Raw genomic sequence first — 15,407 nt, 5'->3', positions numbered from 1 at the left:
TTTCGACATTCAGCGCAAGGTATCGAGTGCGTGATACCCCCTGCCCCTACCGGTTTTCCCCCATTTCGGCACAAAAAACGGGGCCGCGCCGCTTTCGCGGCACGGCCCTTTCGGAGTGGTCCTATCATGTTTCGCGCTCCGCGAGTCTCACGCGGCTGCGCGAACGCGATCAGAAACGTTGCAGCACCCAGGCCACGCGACCAACGATGCGTTCCGCATGCTTGTCCACGGGCAGGTATTGTTCGGGGTGGGCGGGATTTTCGGAACGCAGCACGAAGCGGGCCTTTTCCGCATCAAGGAAGATGCGTTTCAGCGCCACGCCCTCGTAAGGAACGTACACGCCGTACAGTTCGCCAGAGACCACATTCTTCTGTGCCGTATCCATGCCCACGTAGGCACCCTTGCGCACCAGCGGCTCCATGCTCGAAGCATCCATGCGCACCACCTGCACGGAGGGGCCGGAATACGACTGCGGCACGGACAGCTTGCCGATGCCCTTCAATGGGCCACCGCCCTGGTCCGTGACCTCGCAATGCATGGAATGCACGGTAACCACGCTGCTCTTGGCATCCGGGTCGCCGTAGCGGGCCGGATCCTCCAGCACCATGCCCGCTGCCGGGGCGTCCAGGGGCTGGTAGCCCTGCTCGGTACGCAGGTACATGGGACCAGAGGCCTTCTTGAGCCAGTCGGGGTTCAGGCCGAACTTCTCGAACAGCTTCATGTACCAGTCGGAGGGCACCGAATTGCGGCGTTTGGCGTCGGAAATGCTGGATTGCCGGATGTCGAGTACCTCGGCAAGCTCCACCTGCGTACGCGTATTGGTGGCCAGTTTGATACGTTCAAAGACTTCTTCAAAGGTGGACACGGTGTTCTCCCATTCAAGAATTACGGCCTCACGGCCGCGACCGGCGCGACGGAAACCGGCCCCCGGTGCGTACGCACCCCGCATTCCTGACGATTGCGGCGCGTCGTTGCAGTGTTGCCTCGCACGGAACGAGCGACACGTCAATGCCATGATGCAGGCGCTCGCCACCAAATGGCTGCACCGCATCGGCAACGTTGCGTCGCTCATTGCCGCCCGCGTTCCGGGTCGTTACGGCCCAGAGCAGTACAAGAACGGTGCCATCAATGAATAGGCCCCATGATTCCTTGGGGTAGCACCCTGTATAGCGCAACGCGCTTTCCGGTATCCGGTCGACAGTGCGTAACATGTTACACCGCGCTTACGCAGGAAGTGTAACAATGTTACGCTATCTGCCCTGGAATTGTTTCAGGAACGGATCCGTGGGGGTGAGAATGATGCGCGTGTTGTCGCGGAACACCTTGCGGTAGGCATCCAGACTGCGCTGGAAGTCGTAGAACTCCGGCGACTGCGAAAGCGCCTCGGAGAATATCCGGGCGGCGTCGGCATCGCCTTCGCCCCGCAGTATCTCGGACTTGCGGGTGGCCTCGGCCATCAGCACGGTACGCTCGCGGTCGGCGGTAGAGCGAATCTTGGTCGATTCCTCCTGGCCTTCCGAGCGGTACTGCTTGGCCTGGCGCTCGCGTTCGGCGCGCATGCGGCCGAAGATGGCGCGCTGGTTCTCCGTGGGCAGGTCGGTGCGCTTGATGCGCACGTCGATGATCTCCATGCCGTACTCGCGCAGCAGTTCAGAGGTGCGGGCCGTCACCGCGCCCATGATCTCGGCGCGCTTGGACGAAACCACCTCGGTCAGGGTGTTGCGCCCCACAAAGACGCGCAACTGCGAATACACGGTATCGTCCAGGCGGGCCTGGGCGCCGGGAATGGTGCGCACGGTGCGGTAGAAGGTCAGCGGGTCGGTGATGCGCCAGCGGGCGTAGTTGTCCAGCACGATGGCCTTCTTGTCGCTGGTCAGGGCCTCTGCCGAGCGGGCATCGTAGTCCAGGATGCGCGAGTCGAAGTACACCACGTTCTGGACGAACGGCAGCTTGAAGTGCAGGCCCGGGGCCACCACGCCGCCCACGGGTTCGCCCAGTTGCAGCACGATGGCCTTCTGGGTCTGGTGCACGCTGTACATGCACTGGCTGCCCATGACCAGCAGCGCGGCAAGGGCGATGAGCACGGTTATGGTACGACGGTCCATGCTATTCGCTCCCCTTGCGGGCCGCGCCCGCATCGCCACGGGGCCGTGCCCCGTCCAGCGGCAGGTAGGGCAGCATGCGCGCCCCCGCCTCGCCGGGAATGACGATCTTTTCCATGCCGGGCGCGGAAAGCACCTCTTCCATGGCCTCCAGGTACAGGCGCTTGCGGGTCACGTCCTTGGCCTTGTTGTATTCCTTCAGCACGGCCAGAAAGCGGCTGGCCTGGCCTTCCGCCTCGCGCACGCGTGCCTGACGGTACGCCTCGGCCTGGTTGATCACCTCGGCGGCAAGGCCTCTGGTGCGGGGGATAATTTCGTTCTGGTAGGCTTCGGCCTCGTTGATGATGCGGCTCTTGTCCTCTCGGGCACTGGCCACGTCCTTGAAGGCGTCGATGACCTCTTTCGGCGGATGCACGTCCTGCATCTGAACGGCCAGCACGCGCACGCCCACCTGGTAGATGTCCAGGATATCCTGCAGCAGCGTCAGCGTCTCGTTCTGGATCAGCTGCTTGCCGTCGGTAAGCGCGGCGTCGATACGGCTGTTGCCGATGACCTCGCGCATGGCGGCCTCGCCCGCGCTGCGCACCACCGCCGTGGGGTTGGTGACGTTGAACAGGTACTGGACGGGGTCCTTGATCTGGTACTGGATGCTGAACTGCACGTTGACGATGTTTTCGTCACCCGTAAGCATGGCAGCTTCCTCGGGCACGATGCGCCCGCCCCCCTGCTGGAACGAGGAGCCTTGCGCCACCGAGCGAAAGCCCACCTCGGCACGCTGCACCTGGGTCACCTTGGGGGTGTACACCGATTCAACGGGAAACGGCAGGTGATAGTGCGGGCCGGATTCCACGGTGCGGTCGTAGCGGCCAAAGCGCAGCACAACCCCCAGTTCGTCCGGCTCGACGATGTACACGCCCGATGCCGCCCATAAAAGGACGAACACGAGCGCCACCACCTTCCCCGCAGGGAAGGGGTATTCGCGGAACTTGCGGAAGGTTTCGCCGAGCTTCTCGAAGTCCGGTCCCGAGGGATCGTCCCAACCGCCGGGGCCTCCGGGGCCACCAGAGCCACCGGAACCACCCGAGCCGCCGGAACCACCGTCGTCCCCGTCGCCGGAGCCGCCGGAACCACCGGAGCCTCCGCGCCACCCGGAGTGCCGCTGCCGTTTTTCTTGCAGTTTTTCCCAATCCCAGTTCATAATACCTCAAAAATAGGGCAGATGTGGTGTGCGGTCAAGGCATGACGCCAATTTACGGCCTTACCCCATCTGCCGGAGCAGCCATGAAACCGATTTCCGACCGCCCATTCCGGGCGTATGACATCCGCGGCATCGTCGATGCCGACTTCGACGCCGAATGGGTGGAGCGCCTGGGGCGCGCCTGCGGCACCTACCTGCTGGAACGCGGCATCAACGCCGCCGTGGTGGGCCACGACTGCCGCCACAGCTCCCCCGCCTACCATGACGCGCTCACTGCCGGGCTCATCGCCTGCGGCATCGATGTCGTCAGCGTGGGCATGGTGCCCACCCCCCTCTTGTACTTCGCCGTGCGCCACCTGGACCGCCAGGGCGGCATCATGATCACCGCCAGCCACAACCCGCCGGAATACAACGGCTTCAAGGTGTGGGCCGGGCAGACGACCATCCATACCACCGAAATCCGGCGCATCTTCGAAATCTTCGCCGCCGGGCGCTTCGCCTCCGGCAAGGGCGTGGGCTGTTCCATGGATATCGTGCCCGCCTACATGGAGGCGGTGACGCAGCGGGTGCAACTGGCCCCGCGCGCCCAGGGCCCGTTGAAGGTGGTGGTGGACGGCGGCAACGGCGCGGGCGGCGAGCTGTGCGCCGAACTGCTGCGCCGCCTGGGCGCGGACGTCATCAAGCAGTACTGCGACCCGGACGGCGCCTTTCCCAACCACCACCCCGACCCGGTGGTGGAAGCCAACATGCGCGACCTGATGGCCCGCGTGGCCAGCGAAGGCGCGGACCTGGGCATTGGCCTTGACGGTGACGCCGACCGTCTGGGCGCGGTGGACGCGGCAGGCCGCCTGCTGTTCGGCGACGAGTTGCTCTCGCTCTTCGCGCGCGACCTGCTGGCCCGTACGCCGGGGGGCGAGGTGATGGGCGACGTGAAGTGCTCGCACCGCCTGTTCCGCGACATCGAGGCCCACGGCGGCAAGCCCACCATGTGGATCACCGGCCATTCGGTGATGAAGGCCCGCATGCTGGAAGTGAACGCGCCGCTGGCGGGCGAGATGAGCGGACACATGTTCTTCAACGAAGGGTGGTACGGCTTCGACGACGCCATCTACGCCGCCGCCCTGCTGCTGCGCATCCTGTCCGCATCCGACGTGCCGCTGACGGCGCTGCCCGGCTGGCCGCCCTCGCACGCCACGCCCGAACTGCACATGCCCTGCCCGGACGAACTGAAATTTGCCGTGGTGCGCCGTGCGCAGGAACACTTCCGCGCGCTGTACGAGGTCAACGAGATCGACGGCGCGCGCATCACCTGGCCAGACGGCTGGGCCCTGGTGCGCGCCTCGAACACCCAGCCGGTGCTGGTGTTGCGCTTCGAGGCGGAAACGCCGGAGCGCCTGGCCGAAATCCGCGCGCTGGTGGAAACGCCGCTCACCGCCTGGATAGCCGAGGCCCGCGCGGCCACCAACGCCACCGCGTGATCCGGGTCCATCCGCTCGCCCCTGCCAGCCCGACTTGCCGGTCAGCCAGGCGGGCTCACCAGTCAGGCAGCCGGGCCCGTAGCCAGACGGGCCGGCTCAGAGGAGCCTGATCCATGTTCCTCCGCTTTCCCAAGCGCGAACGAGGCGAGCCGCGCCTGCCGCTGGTCAACGCCGACACGCCGGGCCAGTTCTTTCTGCGCACCATGCTGCTCATCGCCGTGTTCGCATTGACGGCGTGGGCCTTCTGGGCGAACACCGAACGCCGCATGGCCGACGTGCGCGCGGCATCCGCCGTGTGGGACGAGGCGGACCTGCTGGCCGATGCGCAGGAAAAGGCCCTGCGCGAACTGGTGGACGCCTTCCGCGAAGTGCACGGGGTAAAGCTGCTCATCCACATCCGGCGCGACACGCCGGAACTGCCCCGGCTGGACGCCCAGACCCTGTTCGTGGGACTGTGCCCGGCCAAGGGGCAGGTCATCGTGGAACTGCCCCCGCTGCTGCGCAAGGCCTACGGCGATACCCTGGCCCAGACCCTTGAAAACGACTGGCTGCGCCCCGCCATGGCTTCCGGCCAGTGGGCCGAGGGGCTGGTGCGCGCCCTGAAACACCTGTGGGACCACCTGGGCGAGAACTGACCGGCACCAACCCCATCCGGCCCGGCCACGCAGTCGGCCCGTGCGCCTTCACCCCGGCCCGTTTCGGCATCACCTGCAACCCCATCACCGGACCATTCCATGACCATGAAGAACGTCCAGGCCTTCACCGACGGCTCGTGCCTTGGCAACCCCGGCCCCGGCGGCTGGGCCGCCGTACTGCGCTGCAACGGCTCCGAACGCGAGCTTTCGGGGGGCTTTGCCCTTACCACCAACAACCGCATGGAAATCCTGGCAGTCATCGAGGCGCTGGCCCTGCTCAACGAGCCATGCGGCGTGGACCTGTACACGGACTCGCAGTACGTGCGCGATGCGGTGGAAAAGAAGTGGCTGGCGGGCTGGCGCCGCAACGGCTGGAAGACCAGCGACAAGAAGCCGGTGAAGAACCGCGACCTGTGGGAACGGCTGCAACCCCTGCTGGACCTGCACCAGGTGCGCTTTCACTGGGTGCGCGGCCATTCCGGCCACCCCGAAAACGAACGGTGCGACGTGCTGGCCCGCAAGCAGGCATCGTCGCGCGGGCTGCCGCCCGACACGGGGTATCCGGATTAGGCCTGGGGCGCACACCGCACGCGTGCATCGGAATTTTCGATGGCGGGGCGTTCCCGGTAGGGCTCGCCCCCATTCTTTTTTTCCGTAAAGCCAGCTAGAAGCGCGCATGCCCCCCCACACCGCCATCACCGAACACCCCGCCGGACGGGCCACGGAGCGCGCAATGGTTACCCGTACCCGCAACGGCCAGGCCCTCGACCTGCCCCTTGGCACGCGCATGTTGCTGAACATGGCGGGCACCAAGGAAAACCTGTCCAGCGAACTGGTGGGGTTGCAGCACTACGAGTACCTGATCCTGAAAATGCCGCTGGTACCTGGCATCCGGGCGCGCCTGCTGAACGGCGAGATGGTGACCCTGCGCTACATCTCCGGGGGCACCATCTTCGGGTTCAAGAGCCAGGTGCTGAACCACATCGTCAAGCCGGGCTTTCTGCTGTTCGTGGACTACCCCGATTCCATGGAACAGGTGGACCTGCGCCAGCACCGCCGGATCAACTGCCTGCTTCCCGCAGCCGTGCACGGCCGCCATGGCGTGTACAAGTGCATCCTGCTGGACCTCAGCGAGGGCGGCTGCAAGGTTTCGCTGGAATTGCAGCGCGAAGACCCCTTCCGCGAAACCGCCGTGGATGACATGCTGATGTTGCAGTGCGGTTTCTTCGCCGCAGAGGGGGCGGCCCAGACCACCCTTTCGAGCCTGGTGAAAAGCATTTCCATGGACGGCAACCGCATGCAGCTGGGGCTGAAGTTCGCGGACCTCAGTACCGACACCCAACTGGAACTTTCCAGCTATCTCGACAACGTGTCCAACCTGGTGTGATCCGCCCCCCGCATCCGTCCCCACGTCACGCCAGCTTGCCCCCGCAAGGCTTTCGCGCGTACGGTCCGGCGCCGCGCACAGAAACCGGCCCCGGGCACGCTTGACGCCCCCCCGCCCCGCCACTACCTGATGCCGCGACACCCGCGCGGCACCAGCACGCGCCCCGCGCCGCCCGGCGCGCATGTATCCGCACGGAGCCCCGCATGACCGACGCGCAGACCACATGGCATCTCTGGGACGGCCTTGGCCGCCCCCTGCTGCGCCTGGTGCTGTCCATGTCCCTCGGGCTGTTCGTGGCCAACTGCATAGAATCGCTGAACTGGACGCGCGGGGTGGCCCGTCTGGCAGCGCCACTGGTGCACCTTGGGCACCTGCGCGACGTGGCAGGGGCCTCGTTTTCGCTGGCGTTCTTCTCGTCCGTGGCGTCCAACTCGCTGCTGGCCGAAAGCTACGAGAAGGGAGAACTGTCCCGGCGCGAACTGCGCTTCGCCAACCTGTTCAACAGCATGCCCAGCTACTTCGTGCACCTGCCCACGCTGTTCTTCATCACCTGGCCCGTGCTGGGGTTTCCCGCCGTGGTCTACGTGGGGCTGACCCTGCTGGCCGCCTTTCTGCGCACCGCGCTGACGGTGGCCTTCGGCCGGGTGCTGCTGCCCCCGCTGCCCGAGGGCTGCGTTACCTGCCGCCTTGACGAGCAGCAGGCCGGGCATGGGTCCAAGGGCTGGCGGGCCGGGCTGCGCACGGCGTGGGTACGCTTTCGCAAGCGCATGCCAAAGGTGATCTTTTTCACCGTGCCCACCTACGCAGCCATGTACTTCATGCAGCAGGCGGGCTGGTTCACCCTGGCAGAGGCCTGGATGTCCCGGCACATGAGCGCCCTGTCCTTTCTGCGGCCAGAGGCGCTGGGCATCGTGCTGCTGCACCTGGCGGCTGAATTCGGCGCGGCGGTGTCCGCCGCCGGGGCCGTGCTGGGCGGCGGCGGGCTGAGCGAGCGCGAAATCGTGCTGGCCCTGTTGGCGGGCAACGTACTGTCCACGCCCATGCGGGCCTTCCGCCACCAGTTTCCGTCCTATGCCGGGTACTTCAAGCCCGCCCTGGCGTTGGAACTGATCGTGGTCAACCAAGCCCTGCGCGCCGCGTCCATCACGCTGGTGGGGGTGGGGTACTACTGGCTGACCCTTCCCTGATACACCCCCCCCCAGCGCAAAGCCTTCCCCGCTGCTCCAGCGTCCTGCCGCGTCATTCGCCAATGATCTTCACCAGCACCCGCTTGCGCCGCCCCCCGTCGAACTCTCCGTAGAACACCTGCTCCCACGGCCCCAGGTCCAGCTTGCCCTCGGTCACGGCCACCACCACTTCGCGCCCCATGATCTGGCGCTTCATGTGCGCGTCGGCGTTGTCCTCGCCCACGTTGTGGCGGTACTGGCGCACCGGCTCGTGCGGTGCCAGCCGCTCCAGCCACTGCTCGTAGTCGTGGTGCAGTCCGCTTTCGTCGTCGTTGATGAACACGCTGGCCGTGATGTGCATGGCGTTGACCAGACACAACCCCTCGCGGATGGAGCTTGCCGCCAGTTCCGCGTCCACTTGCGGGGTGATGTTGAGGAACGCCCGCCGGGTGGGCACGTTGAACCACAATTCCTTGCGCCACGATTTCATGCCGCCCCTCCTCAGGATGCCCGCCTGCCGGGCTTTTCATTTTTCCAGTTTTACACATTATCGTCAGAAGACAACCACGCACGAGAACCGGCGCAGACTCCCCAGCAAACCGGCGTATCTTGCGCCAGACTGTGCAGCGCATCAAACTATTGAAACAAATTTGTCATATTTTACACTTTTTTGCGACAAAAATGTCGCGTGCTGAAATTGTGAAAAACATGCACTCACGTGCGCGCTCTCGGACATACCGGCGTGCACACCACTGCAACACCCCTCCATGCCCATTGCTGCCCGCATGCCGGAAACACCGGCGGCGCCTGCCGCACCCGCCACACCATGCTCGTGCAGGCAAGGTACGGCCCATGCCGCCGCACCTGCCATACCCTTGCGCGGGCTTTGCATGGGCATGCCGTCAGGGCATCCGCCTTCCGTCGTACACCCGCCGGAAACACCCCCTGCATCACATGCGTGCAGACATGCATGCCCGCGTTGCCTTGCCCGGTGCCGGGCGGTATGGCCCGTTTTCCATCATCTGGACAATCACGGACCATCCCGGAGGAAGGCAGCATGTCCCAGTGGCTCAAGAGCAATGACGTCCTTGGCACCACCAACCGCGGCAACACGGCGGAATCCGGCCTGTGCACCCTGTGCCGCGCCGACTGCATGGGCAAGTGCGAAACCTGGCTGTCGTGCATGAAAGGGCGCGAAACCCTGTACCCGCGCGACTTCGGCATCGTCACCGCAGGCAGCGGCAACACCACCCATGTGGGCGTATCGTACAACTCGCTGCGCATCCAGGGCTACAACTACGGGGCTTGCGGCGCAGGCGAAAAGGCCGCCACCGGCGATGCCCTGTTCACCGACGTTTCCCTTGCCGCCTCCTTCGGGGCGCAACACAAGACCACTTGCCGCTACCCGCTGATGACCGGCGCCCTCGGCTCCACCTTCGTGGCCGCCAAGTACTGGGACGCCTTTGCCACCGGCTGCGCCATCTGTGGCGTACCCATCGTGGTGGGCGAAAACGTGGTGGGCATCGACCGTCAGGCGGTGCTGGAAAACGGGCGCATCACCAGGGCCCCCGAACTGGAACGCCGCATCGACAACTACCTGCGCTACTACGACGGGCACGGCGCCATCATCGTGCAGCTGAACGTGGAGGACACCCGCAACGGCGTGGCCGAATACGTGGCGGGCAAATACGGCGACAAGGTGATCATCGAGCTGAAGTGGGGCCAGGGCGCCAAGGACATCGGCGGCGAGATCGAGGTGAAGAGCCTGGAGTATGCCCAGTTCCTGAAGCAGCGCGGCTACCTGGTGGACCCCGACCCCACCCGGCCCGAGGTGCAGGAAGGCTACCGCACCGGCGCAGTGAAGGGCTTCGCCCGGCACAGCCGCTTGGGCTACACCGACCTTTCCGGCTACGAGCAGGTGCGCGAGAACTTCATGACCCAGGTGGCCTACCTGCGCTCGCTGGGCTTTGGCCGCATCTCGCTGAAGACCGGCGCCTACGGCATGGAGGCGCTGGCCATGTCCATCCGCCTGGCCTCGGAGTGCGAACTGGACCTGCTGACCATCGACGGCGCTGGCGGCGGCACCGGCATGAGTCCGTGGGACATGATGGAAACCTGGGGCGTGCCGTCCATCCTGCTGCACGCCAAGGCCGCCGAATACGCGGCACTGCTGGCCGCAGGCGGTCGCAAGGTGGTGGACATGTCCTTCGCGGGCGGTTTCGCCAGGCCCAGCCAGATATTCAAGGGGTTGGCCCTTGGCGCGCCCTACGTGAAGATGATCTGCATGGGCCGGGCCATGATGATCCCCGGCTTCCTCGGGTCCAACATCGAAGGCGTGCTGAAACCGGAAAACCGCGCCCGCGTCAACGGCAACTGGGACACCCTGCCCAAGACCGTGGCCGAGCACGGCGCGACGGCGGAAGAAATCTTCGCCGGGTACCATGACGTGCAGGCCAGGATAGGCCGCGATGCCATGAAGGACCTGCCGTACGGCGCCATCGCCATGTGGACCCTGCTGGACAAGCTGGGCGCGGGCGTGCAGCAGCTGATGGCAGGTGCCCGCCGCTTCTCGCTGGACCAGATCCGCCGCGAGGACATCGCCTCGGGCAACCGCGAGACCGAGCGCGAGACCGGCATTCCGTTCATCACCGACGTGCAGGACGAGTTTGCCAGGGCCATCCTGAAGGCATAGGGGGTTCGCCGCTGCTGGAGGAGGCTTGCCCCCCGGCGCACTCCCGCGCATCCTGAATGATAACGGGGCGGAAACCATGCAGGTTTCCGCCCCGTTTCATTTTGCAATCGGCGCAGCGCCAGCCGACGCGGCCCCGGCTTCGTCCGCGCTACGGCACGAGGGGCTGCCCCTGGGCCAACCTGCCGTCGATCTCGGCCACGGCCATGGCCAGCCGGGCGGCGCGCGCCTGGGCGTCGGCCCGGGCATCCTGCCCCGGTGCGGCTTCGCCTTGCAACACCGCCCGACGCGACGGCGGCAGTTGCGCCAGCGCCTCGAACATGGGCGCGGCACGGCGGTGGTCGTAGCCCGCGCGGGCCATGCAGAACAGGGCCAGGCGCTCCACGTCGTGGCTGCCGATCTGGCGATCCGCCTCGGCGGCTTCGGGCTTCACCAGTCCGCCCGCCGGGGGCATGCCGTAATAGCCGCGCACGCCGGGCTTGTCGGACGCGGACGACACCGCCCCGGTTTTGGACTGCCCGCCTTGCCCACCTTGCCCGCCTTGTCGGACATGCTTGGCCATTTCCCGCCCCAGCACGGCTGCCAGCTCGTTATCGTCGGAAAAACGCTCCAGCAGGCCGATGGTCACGTGGATGGACTGGCCGGAAGAAAAGGCATCCACGGTATCGCGCACCTCCACGTCCATGGCGGTGTCGCATACCCGATGAAAGCGCACCGGCACGTCCAGGCGCAGCCCGTCGCGCTCCACGGCGTAGGATACGCTATCGCCCGCGCCCAGGGCCTTGGTGACCTGCCAGCGCAGGGTGCGCGCGGCCAGCTTGCCGGTGGGCAAGGGCTGCCCGTTCACCGCCACCAGCACGTCGCCGGGGCGGATGCCCGCCGCCTCGCCGCCGCTGCCGCGCAGCACGCTGATGACCCGGTGGCGCCCGTCCAGCCCGTACTCGCGCACATAGGCATCGCGCCAGCGGCGCATTTCGACGAAGGCGCCAAGGTCACCCCAGCGCACCGGCGACAGCATGTCGTCCAGCGTATCGGTGCTGACCACCACCACGCCGTCGTCCAGCACGGTGCGGCCACCGCACAGCGGGGCGTTGGATTCGCGCAGGGCATAGCCCACGTTCCACAAGCGCTCGCGCTGGCACATCCGCCGCTCCACGGAGGCGACCGGCTGGGGACAATGTTCCTTTCTTGCCTCGACAACAGGGGTCGGTGCCACGACCTTGCGGCCACAGCCGACCAACGCCAGGGACAGCGCCAGGGACAGCGCCAGGGACAGCGCCAGGGACAGCGCAAAGTCCGGCAGGGGGGCCGCGAAGGCCGCCGGAACCGGCAGCATGCCGCCCCGTCTCCACTGCATCCTTCCCCGAAATATCGCCATGTCACCTCCATTCCGGTGCATTGCCCCGCGCGAGCGTCTCTTGCCCCTCGCCCGTCGCGGTCATTCCCTTGCGCGAGACAAATGTCCTGCTGTCGCCGCATACCGTGTCACGGCAGTTCATGCAAGTTTTCTATTGAATGCCGGATCGCATGCCCTCTGCATGTCGCGACATCACATCGTAATACGGCAGATCATGCCGTTCCCGTGCACCCTGAAATGCGTAGCAAACACCGTGCCCTGCAAGTTCGCGCCGCAACAGGTGCACGTACCCGCTCCGGTGTGCCGCCGCATGACGGTTGTGCAATGAACACAGACTGCCGCGTGTTTCGACAATGTCCGCACCGTGCCGCAACGGGGGCAGGCGGCCCCAAGGCCCCCGGCAAAAGGGCGAAAACGACCCGCACGCGCGCCAGAACGGCGCACGGAACGCCCGTCATGCAAACGTAACCTTTGGAGTATCATTGTAACACTTTTGCCACCGTTCAGCCATCAAGGGCAGGCGCAGCGCTGTGTACATGACCGGAAAGCGACGTTCCGCAACCGTCACACGGGGCAAAAACAACGCAATCCATTCCGCCACGCACGGGCGGAGATTGACGGCGACAACAAGGCGAACAAGGCGGCCACCGGCAGCCACAGGGACAAAGGGCGGCACGCAACGCACGCCATCGGGGTACGCATCATGGGCAGCAGAAAGACCACGTTTTCCATCACCCGGCAGGAATTGCCCTCCGTCCTGCGGCGCATCGCCGACGCCCTGGAGCGGACCGGCACGGACGCACACCCGACCGGTGCCGCGCCCGACGGCGAAACGGACCCCCTGCTGGCCGCAGGGCTGGAAGATTTCCGCAAGTTCAAGCTCAACGCCAAGCACGCCTTCGGCCAGATGGAAGTGGTGCTCAAGGTCAAGACGCCCGACGCCGCCATCGCCGATGCCAACGGATCGGCGACCACCAGCGCGGCGGCAGGGGCGCACCACTCCGCCCGGCCAGCCCGAACCGGGGGCCGCCCCTCGTACAAGTCGCTCAAAAAGCGGATGCGCTCGTCGTTCAGGGCGTTGCGCCAGGCCGTGCAGGCCGGGGTGATGCCCCCGCCGCAGGCATCCGCCTCGTTCCTGTCCGATTCGCTGCTGATGGTGGAATACCCCGGATACGGCGACGAGCACTATGCGGCATACCGCACGGCCACAGAGGCCCTGCGCGTGGCGCTGGAAGCCGCGCCGCAGGCGCAGCCACACGGCGACCCTGCCCTCCTCGCTCCCCCCGCTTCCCCCGTTTCCCCCGCTTCCATGGACGGACCCGCCGAGGCCGCCCCCGCCGCGCGCACCGTCACACCGGAAATCCGCCACGCCGTGGAAGAACTCTACCGGCTCATGGTGCTGTGCCATGACCGCTACAAATAGGCCGCCCGCCATGAAGATCGTCAAGCACGCGGCGCACCGCTGCGCCGACCTGGAAGCCAGGTTGCGGGACCTTCCGGAAGACGTCACCGAGCAGGAGGACGCCCTGTTCCGCTCGCTGATCGTCACCGAACTGGCCCCCTGGCAGACCGAGCAGGTAACCACGCCTCCGTCCGTGCACGAGTCCCAGCGCGAGGTGCTGGCCACCCACTGGCACCCGGAATTCGTGCCCATGGGGCTCATCCGCCAGCGCATCGAGGCCATGTTTCCCGGCCGAGAGGACCAGTTGATCATCCCCACCCAGCACAACGAACTGACCAGTTGGGACGGCTACACGGGCGTGGAGGTGGACTGCTATTCCAGCGGCTTCAACCAGAAGGTGCAACTGCTGCTGCATTTCGAAAACAGCCGCGTGGCTCCGGCTGCGCCGCATGTGCAGGCGTCCGGCATCCCGCCTCTCGCGCAGGCCATCCCACCGGGCGCGCACGCGTCCCTGACCCTGCCGGAAGCGACCGACCCCGCCGCCCTCGCCGGTCCCACGGCTGCCAGGGTGCCGCAGCCCGCGTTTTCGCTGCTCTCCGGCGACAGGGCGCACACCCTGCGGTCCATGCTGGCCCACACCCGCAAGTACCGTGCCTCGCAACTGTACGACTACGTGCGCGCCGTGGTGCGGCCCGACGACAACGTGGCCGGTCCCGCCGTGCGCGAAACCGGGGCCGACGACGACGTGCTGGCCTTCGCCCGGCTGATGACCGGCAAGTTCGCGCGCCTTCTGGAAACGCACGGCGCACGCCTGCCCGAGGACATGATCAAGAACAAGCTGCTGCGCAACTTCATCGACGGGCTGCGCGGCGACTGGGAAGACACCTTCATCGACCGGGTGCAGGCCTACCTGAAGGCGGTGAAGGAACAGGTGAAGCGACGCTTTCCGCTCGACTACTTCTACCGGGCCACGGAATTCATCGAGGAAGCGCACGGCCTTGGCGGATGCGTGGTCATTCCCCACCCGGAACAGTTCTGGCCCATCCTGCTCGCGGAATATGACGTGGACGGCTACGAGGTGTGGAACCCGCAGTCCAGCCGGTACACCGAATTCCTCATTTCCGTGGTCAACCGCAAGAACCGGGGGCCGGGCCTTTCGCGCCGCGAGATCCTGGTGTTCATGGGCGACGACTGCCACCTGGGCGAAAAGACCCGCCCACGCCAGCAGCAGGACACGGAAAAGGCCGCCCGCGAGGTGGGCCTGCAACCGGCCTGGGACGACCCCGCCGTGCGCAAGCGCCTTTCGCTGACCGGAGTCAGCCGCGCCAGCGTCATCAGGGACTATCGGGCCAGGCTGGCGGGCTAGGCCCCAACTTGTCTTTTCGCCCGTTGGCTTCCGACCCGAAGGGCGCGAAGCGTGGCCGTTGGGCGAGCTTGCGAGTCCTACGGACATCGTGCGCAACGCGGTCAAACTTCGTCTGCCATCTCGGTCAAATACAACAAGAGTCTATTCCCTCATGGCTGACTTGTTTTCCACGCCAACGAACGAAAATCCTGCGTTGGGAGCGGACCACGGGAGGCACAGGACGCAGCATCCCCCGTCCCAGCCCCCTGCGTCACCCGACATCACCTGACGTCACCCGACGTCACCCGACCTTCACCCGTGCGGCACGTCCCCGCCCCTGGCGGACGGCATACACAACGCAGACAGGAGACACCCATGAGTTCGGAAGAAAAGTTCGTCTTCGAATCGTTGCAGGACTGCGAATCCATCCGGGCCTTTCTGGAAGCCCTCACCGAGGGCGTGGGCAGCAAGCATCTGGTGCTGTCCTCCGGCGGAGAGCGCATCGAACTGTACCCGCAAGGGCTCTTGCAGGTGGAAGTGAAGGCCCGGCGCAAGGGCGGGTCGAGCAAGGTCAGCCTGAAACTGGAGTGGAAGGACGCCCCGCGCGTGGAAACCACCGACAGGACGCTGTCCGTCAACAGCAACTGA

Annotated in this window: 15 protein-coding genes; 10 read left to right on the top strand and 5 right to left on the bottom strand. The window is 66.1% G+C overall.

Going from position 1 to position 15,407, the window contains the following annotated elements; genetic code table 11:
• Positions 1-169: 169 nt before the first annotated feature.
• Positions 170-865 (bottom strand): LexA family transcriptional regulator, encoded by a 696-nt coding sequence (locus tag ABWO17_RS07460; protein ID WP_353117152.1) that lies wholly within the window; start codon positions 863-865, stop codon positions 170-172.
• Between the two features lie 148 nt (positions 866-1,013).
• On the opposite strand from ABWO17_RS07460, the gene ABWO17_RS07455 reads away from it, so the two are divergent.
• On the top strand, positions 1,014-1,136 hold the full coding sequence (locus ABWO17_RS07455; protein ID WP_353117150.1) for a hypothetical protein: 123 nt from the start codon (positions 1,014-1,016) through the stop codon (positions 1,134-1,136).
• A 114-nt stretch (positions 1,137-1,250) separates the two neighbouring features.
• Here ABWO17_RS07455 and hflC read toward each other — a convergent pair whose 3' ends face one another.
• Positions 1,251-2,105, bottom strand: a complete 855-nt coding sequence (gene hflC, locus ABWO17_RS07450) for a protease modulator HflC (protein ID WP_353117148.1) — start codon at positions 2,103-2,105, stop codon at positions 1,251-1,253.
• Position 2,106: 1 nt separating this feature from the next.
• The gene (gene hflK, locus ABWO17_RS07445) at positions 2,107-3,300 is read right to left on the bottom strand and encodes an FtsH protease activity modulator HflK (protein ID WP_353117147.1); all 1,194 of its coding nucleotides are present in this window, start codon (positions 3,298-3,300) and stop codon (positions 2,107-2,109) included.
• Positions 3,301-3,383: 83 nt separating this feature from the next.
• On the opposite strand from hflK, the gene ABWO17_RS07440 reads away from it, so the two are divergent.
• The 5 genes from ABWO17_RS07440 (at position 3,384) to ABWO17_RS07420 (ending at position 7,987) form a co-directional block, all read left to right on the top strand.
• The gene (locus tag ABWO17_RS07440; protein ID WP_353117145.1) at positions 3,384-4,778 is read left to right on the top strand and encodes a phosphomannomutase/phosphoglucomutase; all 1,395 of its coding nucleotides are present in this window, start codon (positions 3,384-3,386) and stop codon (positions 4,776-4,778) included.
• A gap of 113 nt (positions 4,779-4,891) precedes the next feature.
• Positions 4,892-5,413 carry a TPM domain-containing protein gene (locus ABWO17_RS07435; protein WP_353117143.1) on the top strand — a complete coding sequence of 174 codons (522 nt, stop codon included), beginning with the start codon at positions 4,892-4,894 and terminating at the stop codon, positions 5,411-5,413.
• A 99-nt stretch (positions 5,414-5,512) separates the two neighbouring features.
• The gene (rnhA, locus tag ABWO17_RS07430; RefSeq protein WP_353117141.1) at positions 5,513-5,983 is read left to right on the top strand and encodes a ribonuclease HI; all 471 of its coding nucleotides are present in this window, start codon (positions 5,513-5,515) and stop codon (positions 5,981-5,983) included.
• 106 nt (positions 5,984-6,089) lie between these two features.
• Entirely contained in the window at positions 6,090-6,800 is a 711-nt protein-coding gene (locus ABWO17_RS07425) for a flagellar brake protein (RefSeq protein ID WP_353117139.1), read from the top strand.
• A 203-nt stretch (positions 6,801-7,003) separates the two neighbouring features.
• The gene (locus ABWO17_RS07420; RefSeq protein WP_353117137.1) at positions 7,004-7,987 is read left to right on the top strand and encodes a hypothetical protein; all 984 of its coding nucleotides are present in this window, start codon (positions 7,004-7,006) and stop codon (positions 7,985-7,987) included.
• A 52-nt stretch (positions 7,988-8,039) separates the two neighbouring features.
• Here the strand turns inward: ABWO17_RS07420 and ABWO17_RS07415 are convergent, their stop codons facing one another.
• On the bottom strand, positions 8,040-8,456 hold the full coding sequence (locus ABWO17_RS07415; protein ID WP_353117135.1) for a secondary thiamine-phosphate synthase enzyme YjbQ: 417 nt from the start codon (positions 8,454-8,456) through the stop codon (positions 8,040-8,042).
• A gap of 567 nt (positions 8,457-9,023) precedes the next feature.
• Between ABWO17_RS07415 and ABWO17_RS07410 the strand changes: the two genes are divergently transcribed.
• A complete protein-coding gene (locus ABWO17_RS07410; protein WP_353117133.1) occupies positions 9,024-10,658 on the top strand; it encodes a glutamate synthase-related protein in 1,635 nt (544 codons plus the stop codon).
• Positions 10,659-10,806: 148 nt separating this feature from the next.
• Here ABWO17_RS07410 and ABWO17_RS07405 read toward each other — a convergent pair whose 3' ends face one another.
• Positions 10,807-11,991 carry a PDZ domain-containing protein gene (locus ABWO17_RS07405; RefSeq protein ID WP_353117131.1) on the bottom strand — a complete coding sequence of 395 codons (1,185 nt, stop codon included), beginning with the start codon at positions 11,989-11,991 and terminating at the stop codon, positions 10,807-10,809.
• 724 nt (positions 11,992-12,715) lie between these two features.
• On the opposite strand from ABWO17_RS07405, the gene ABWO17_RS07400 reads away from it, so the two are divergent.
• From ABWO17_RS07400 to ABWO17_RS07390, 3 genes are all read left to right on the top strand, one after another.
• Positions 12,716-13,435 (top strand): GAK system XXXCH domain-containing protein, encoded by a 720-nt coding sequence (locus ABWO17_RS07400; protein WP_353117129.1) that lies wholly within the window; start codon positions 12,716-12,718, stop codon positions 13,433-13,435.
• A complete protein-coding gene (locus ABWO17_RS07395; RefSeq protein ID WP_353117127.1) occupies positions 13,419-14,780 on the top strand; it encodes a hypothetical protein in 1,362 nt (453 codons plus the stop codon). Before ABWO17_RS07400 ends, ABWO17_RS07395 begins: the two co-directional genes overlap by 17 nt.
• Positions 14,781-15,134: 354 nt before the next feature.
• The gene (locus ABWO17_RS07390) at positions 15,135-15,407 is read left to right on the top strand and encodes an amphi-Trp domain-containing protein (RefSeq protein ID WP_353117125.1); all 273 of its coding nucleotides are present in this window, start codon (positions 15,135-15,137) and stop codon (positions 15,405-15,407) included.

Origin of the sequence: Nitratidesulfovibrio sp. (assembly GCF_040373385.1) — a bacterium.
Classification (GTDB): Bacteria; Desulfobacterota; Desulfovibrionia; order Desulfovibrionales; family Desulfovibrionaceae; genus Cupidesulfovibrio.
This window is presented reverse-complemented; position numbering and strand designations above follow the sequence as displayed.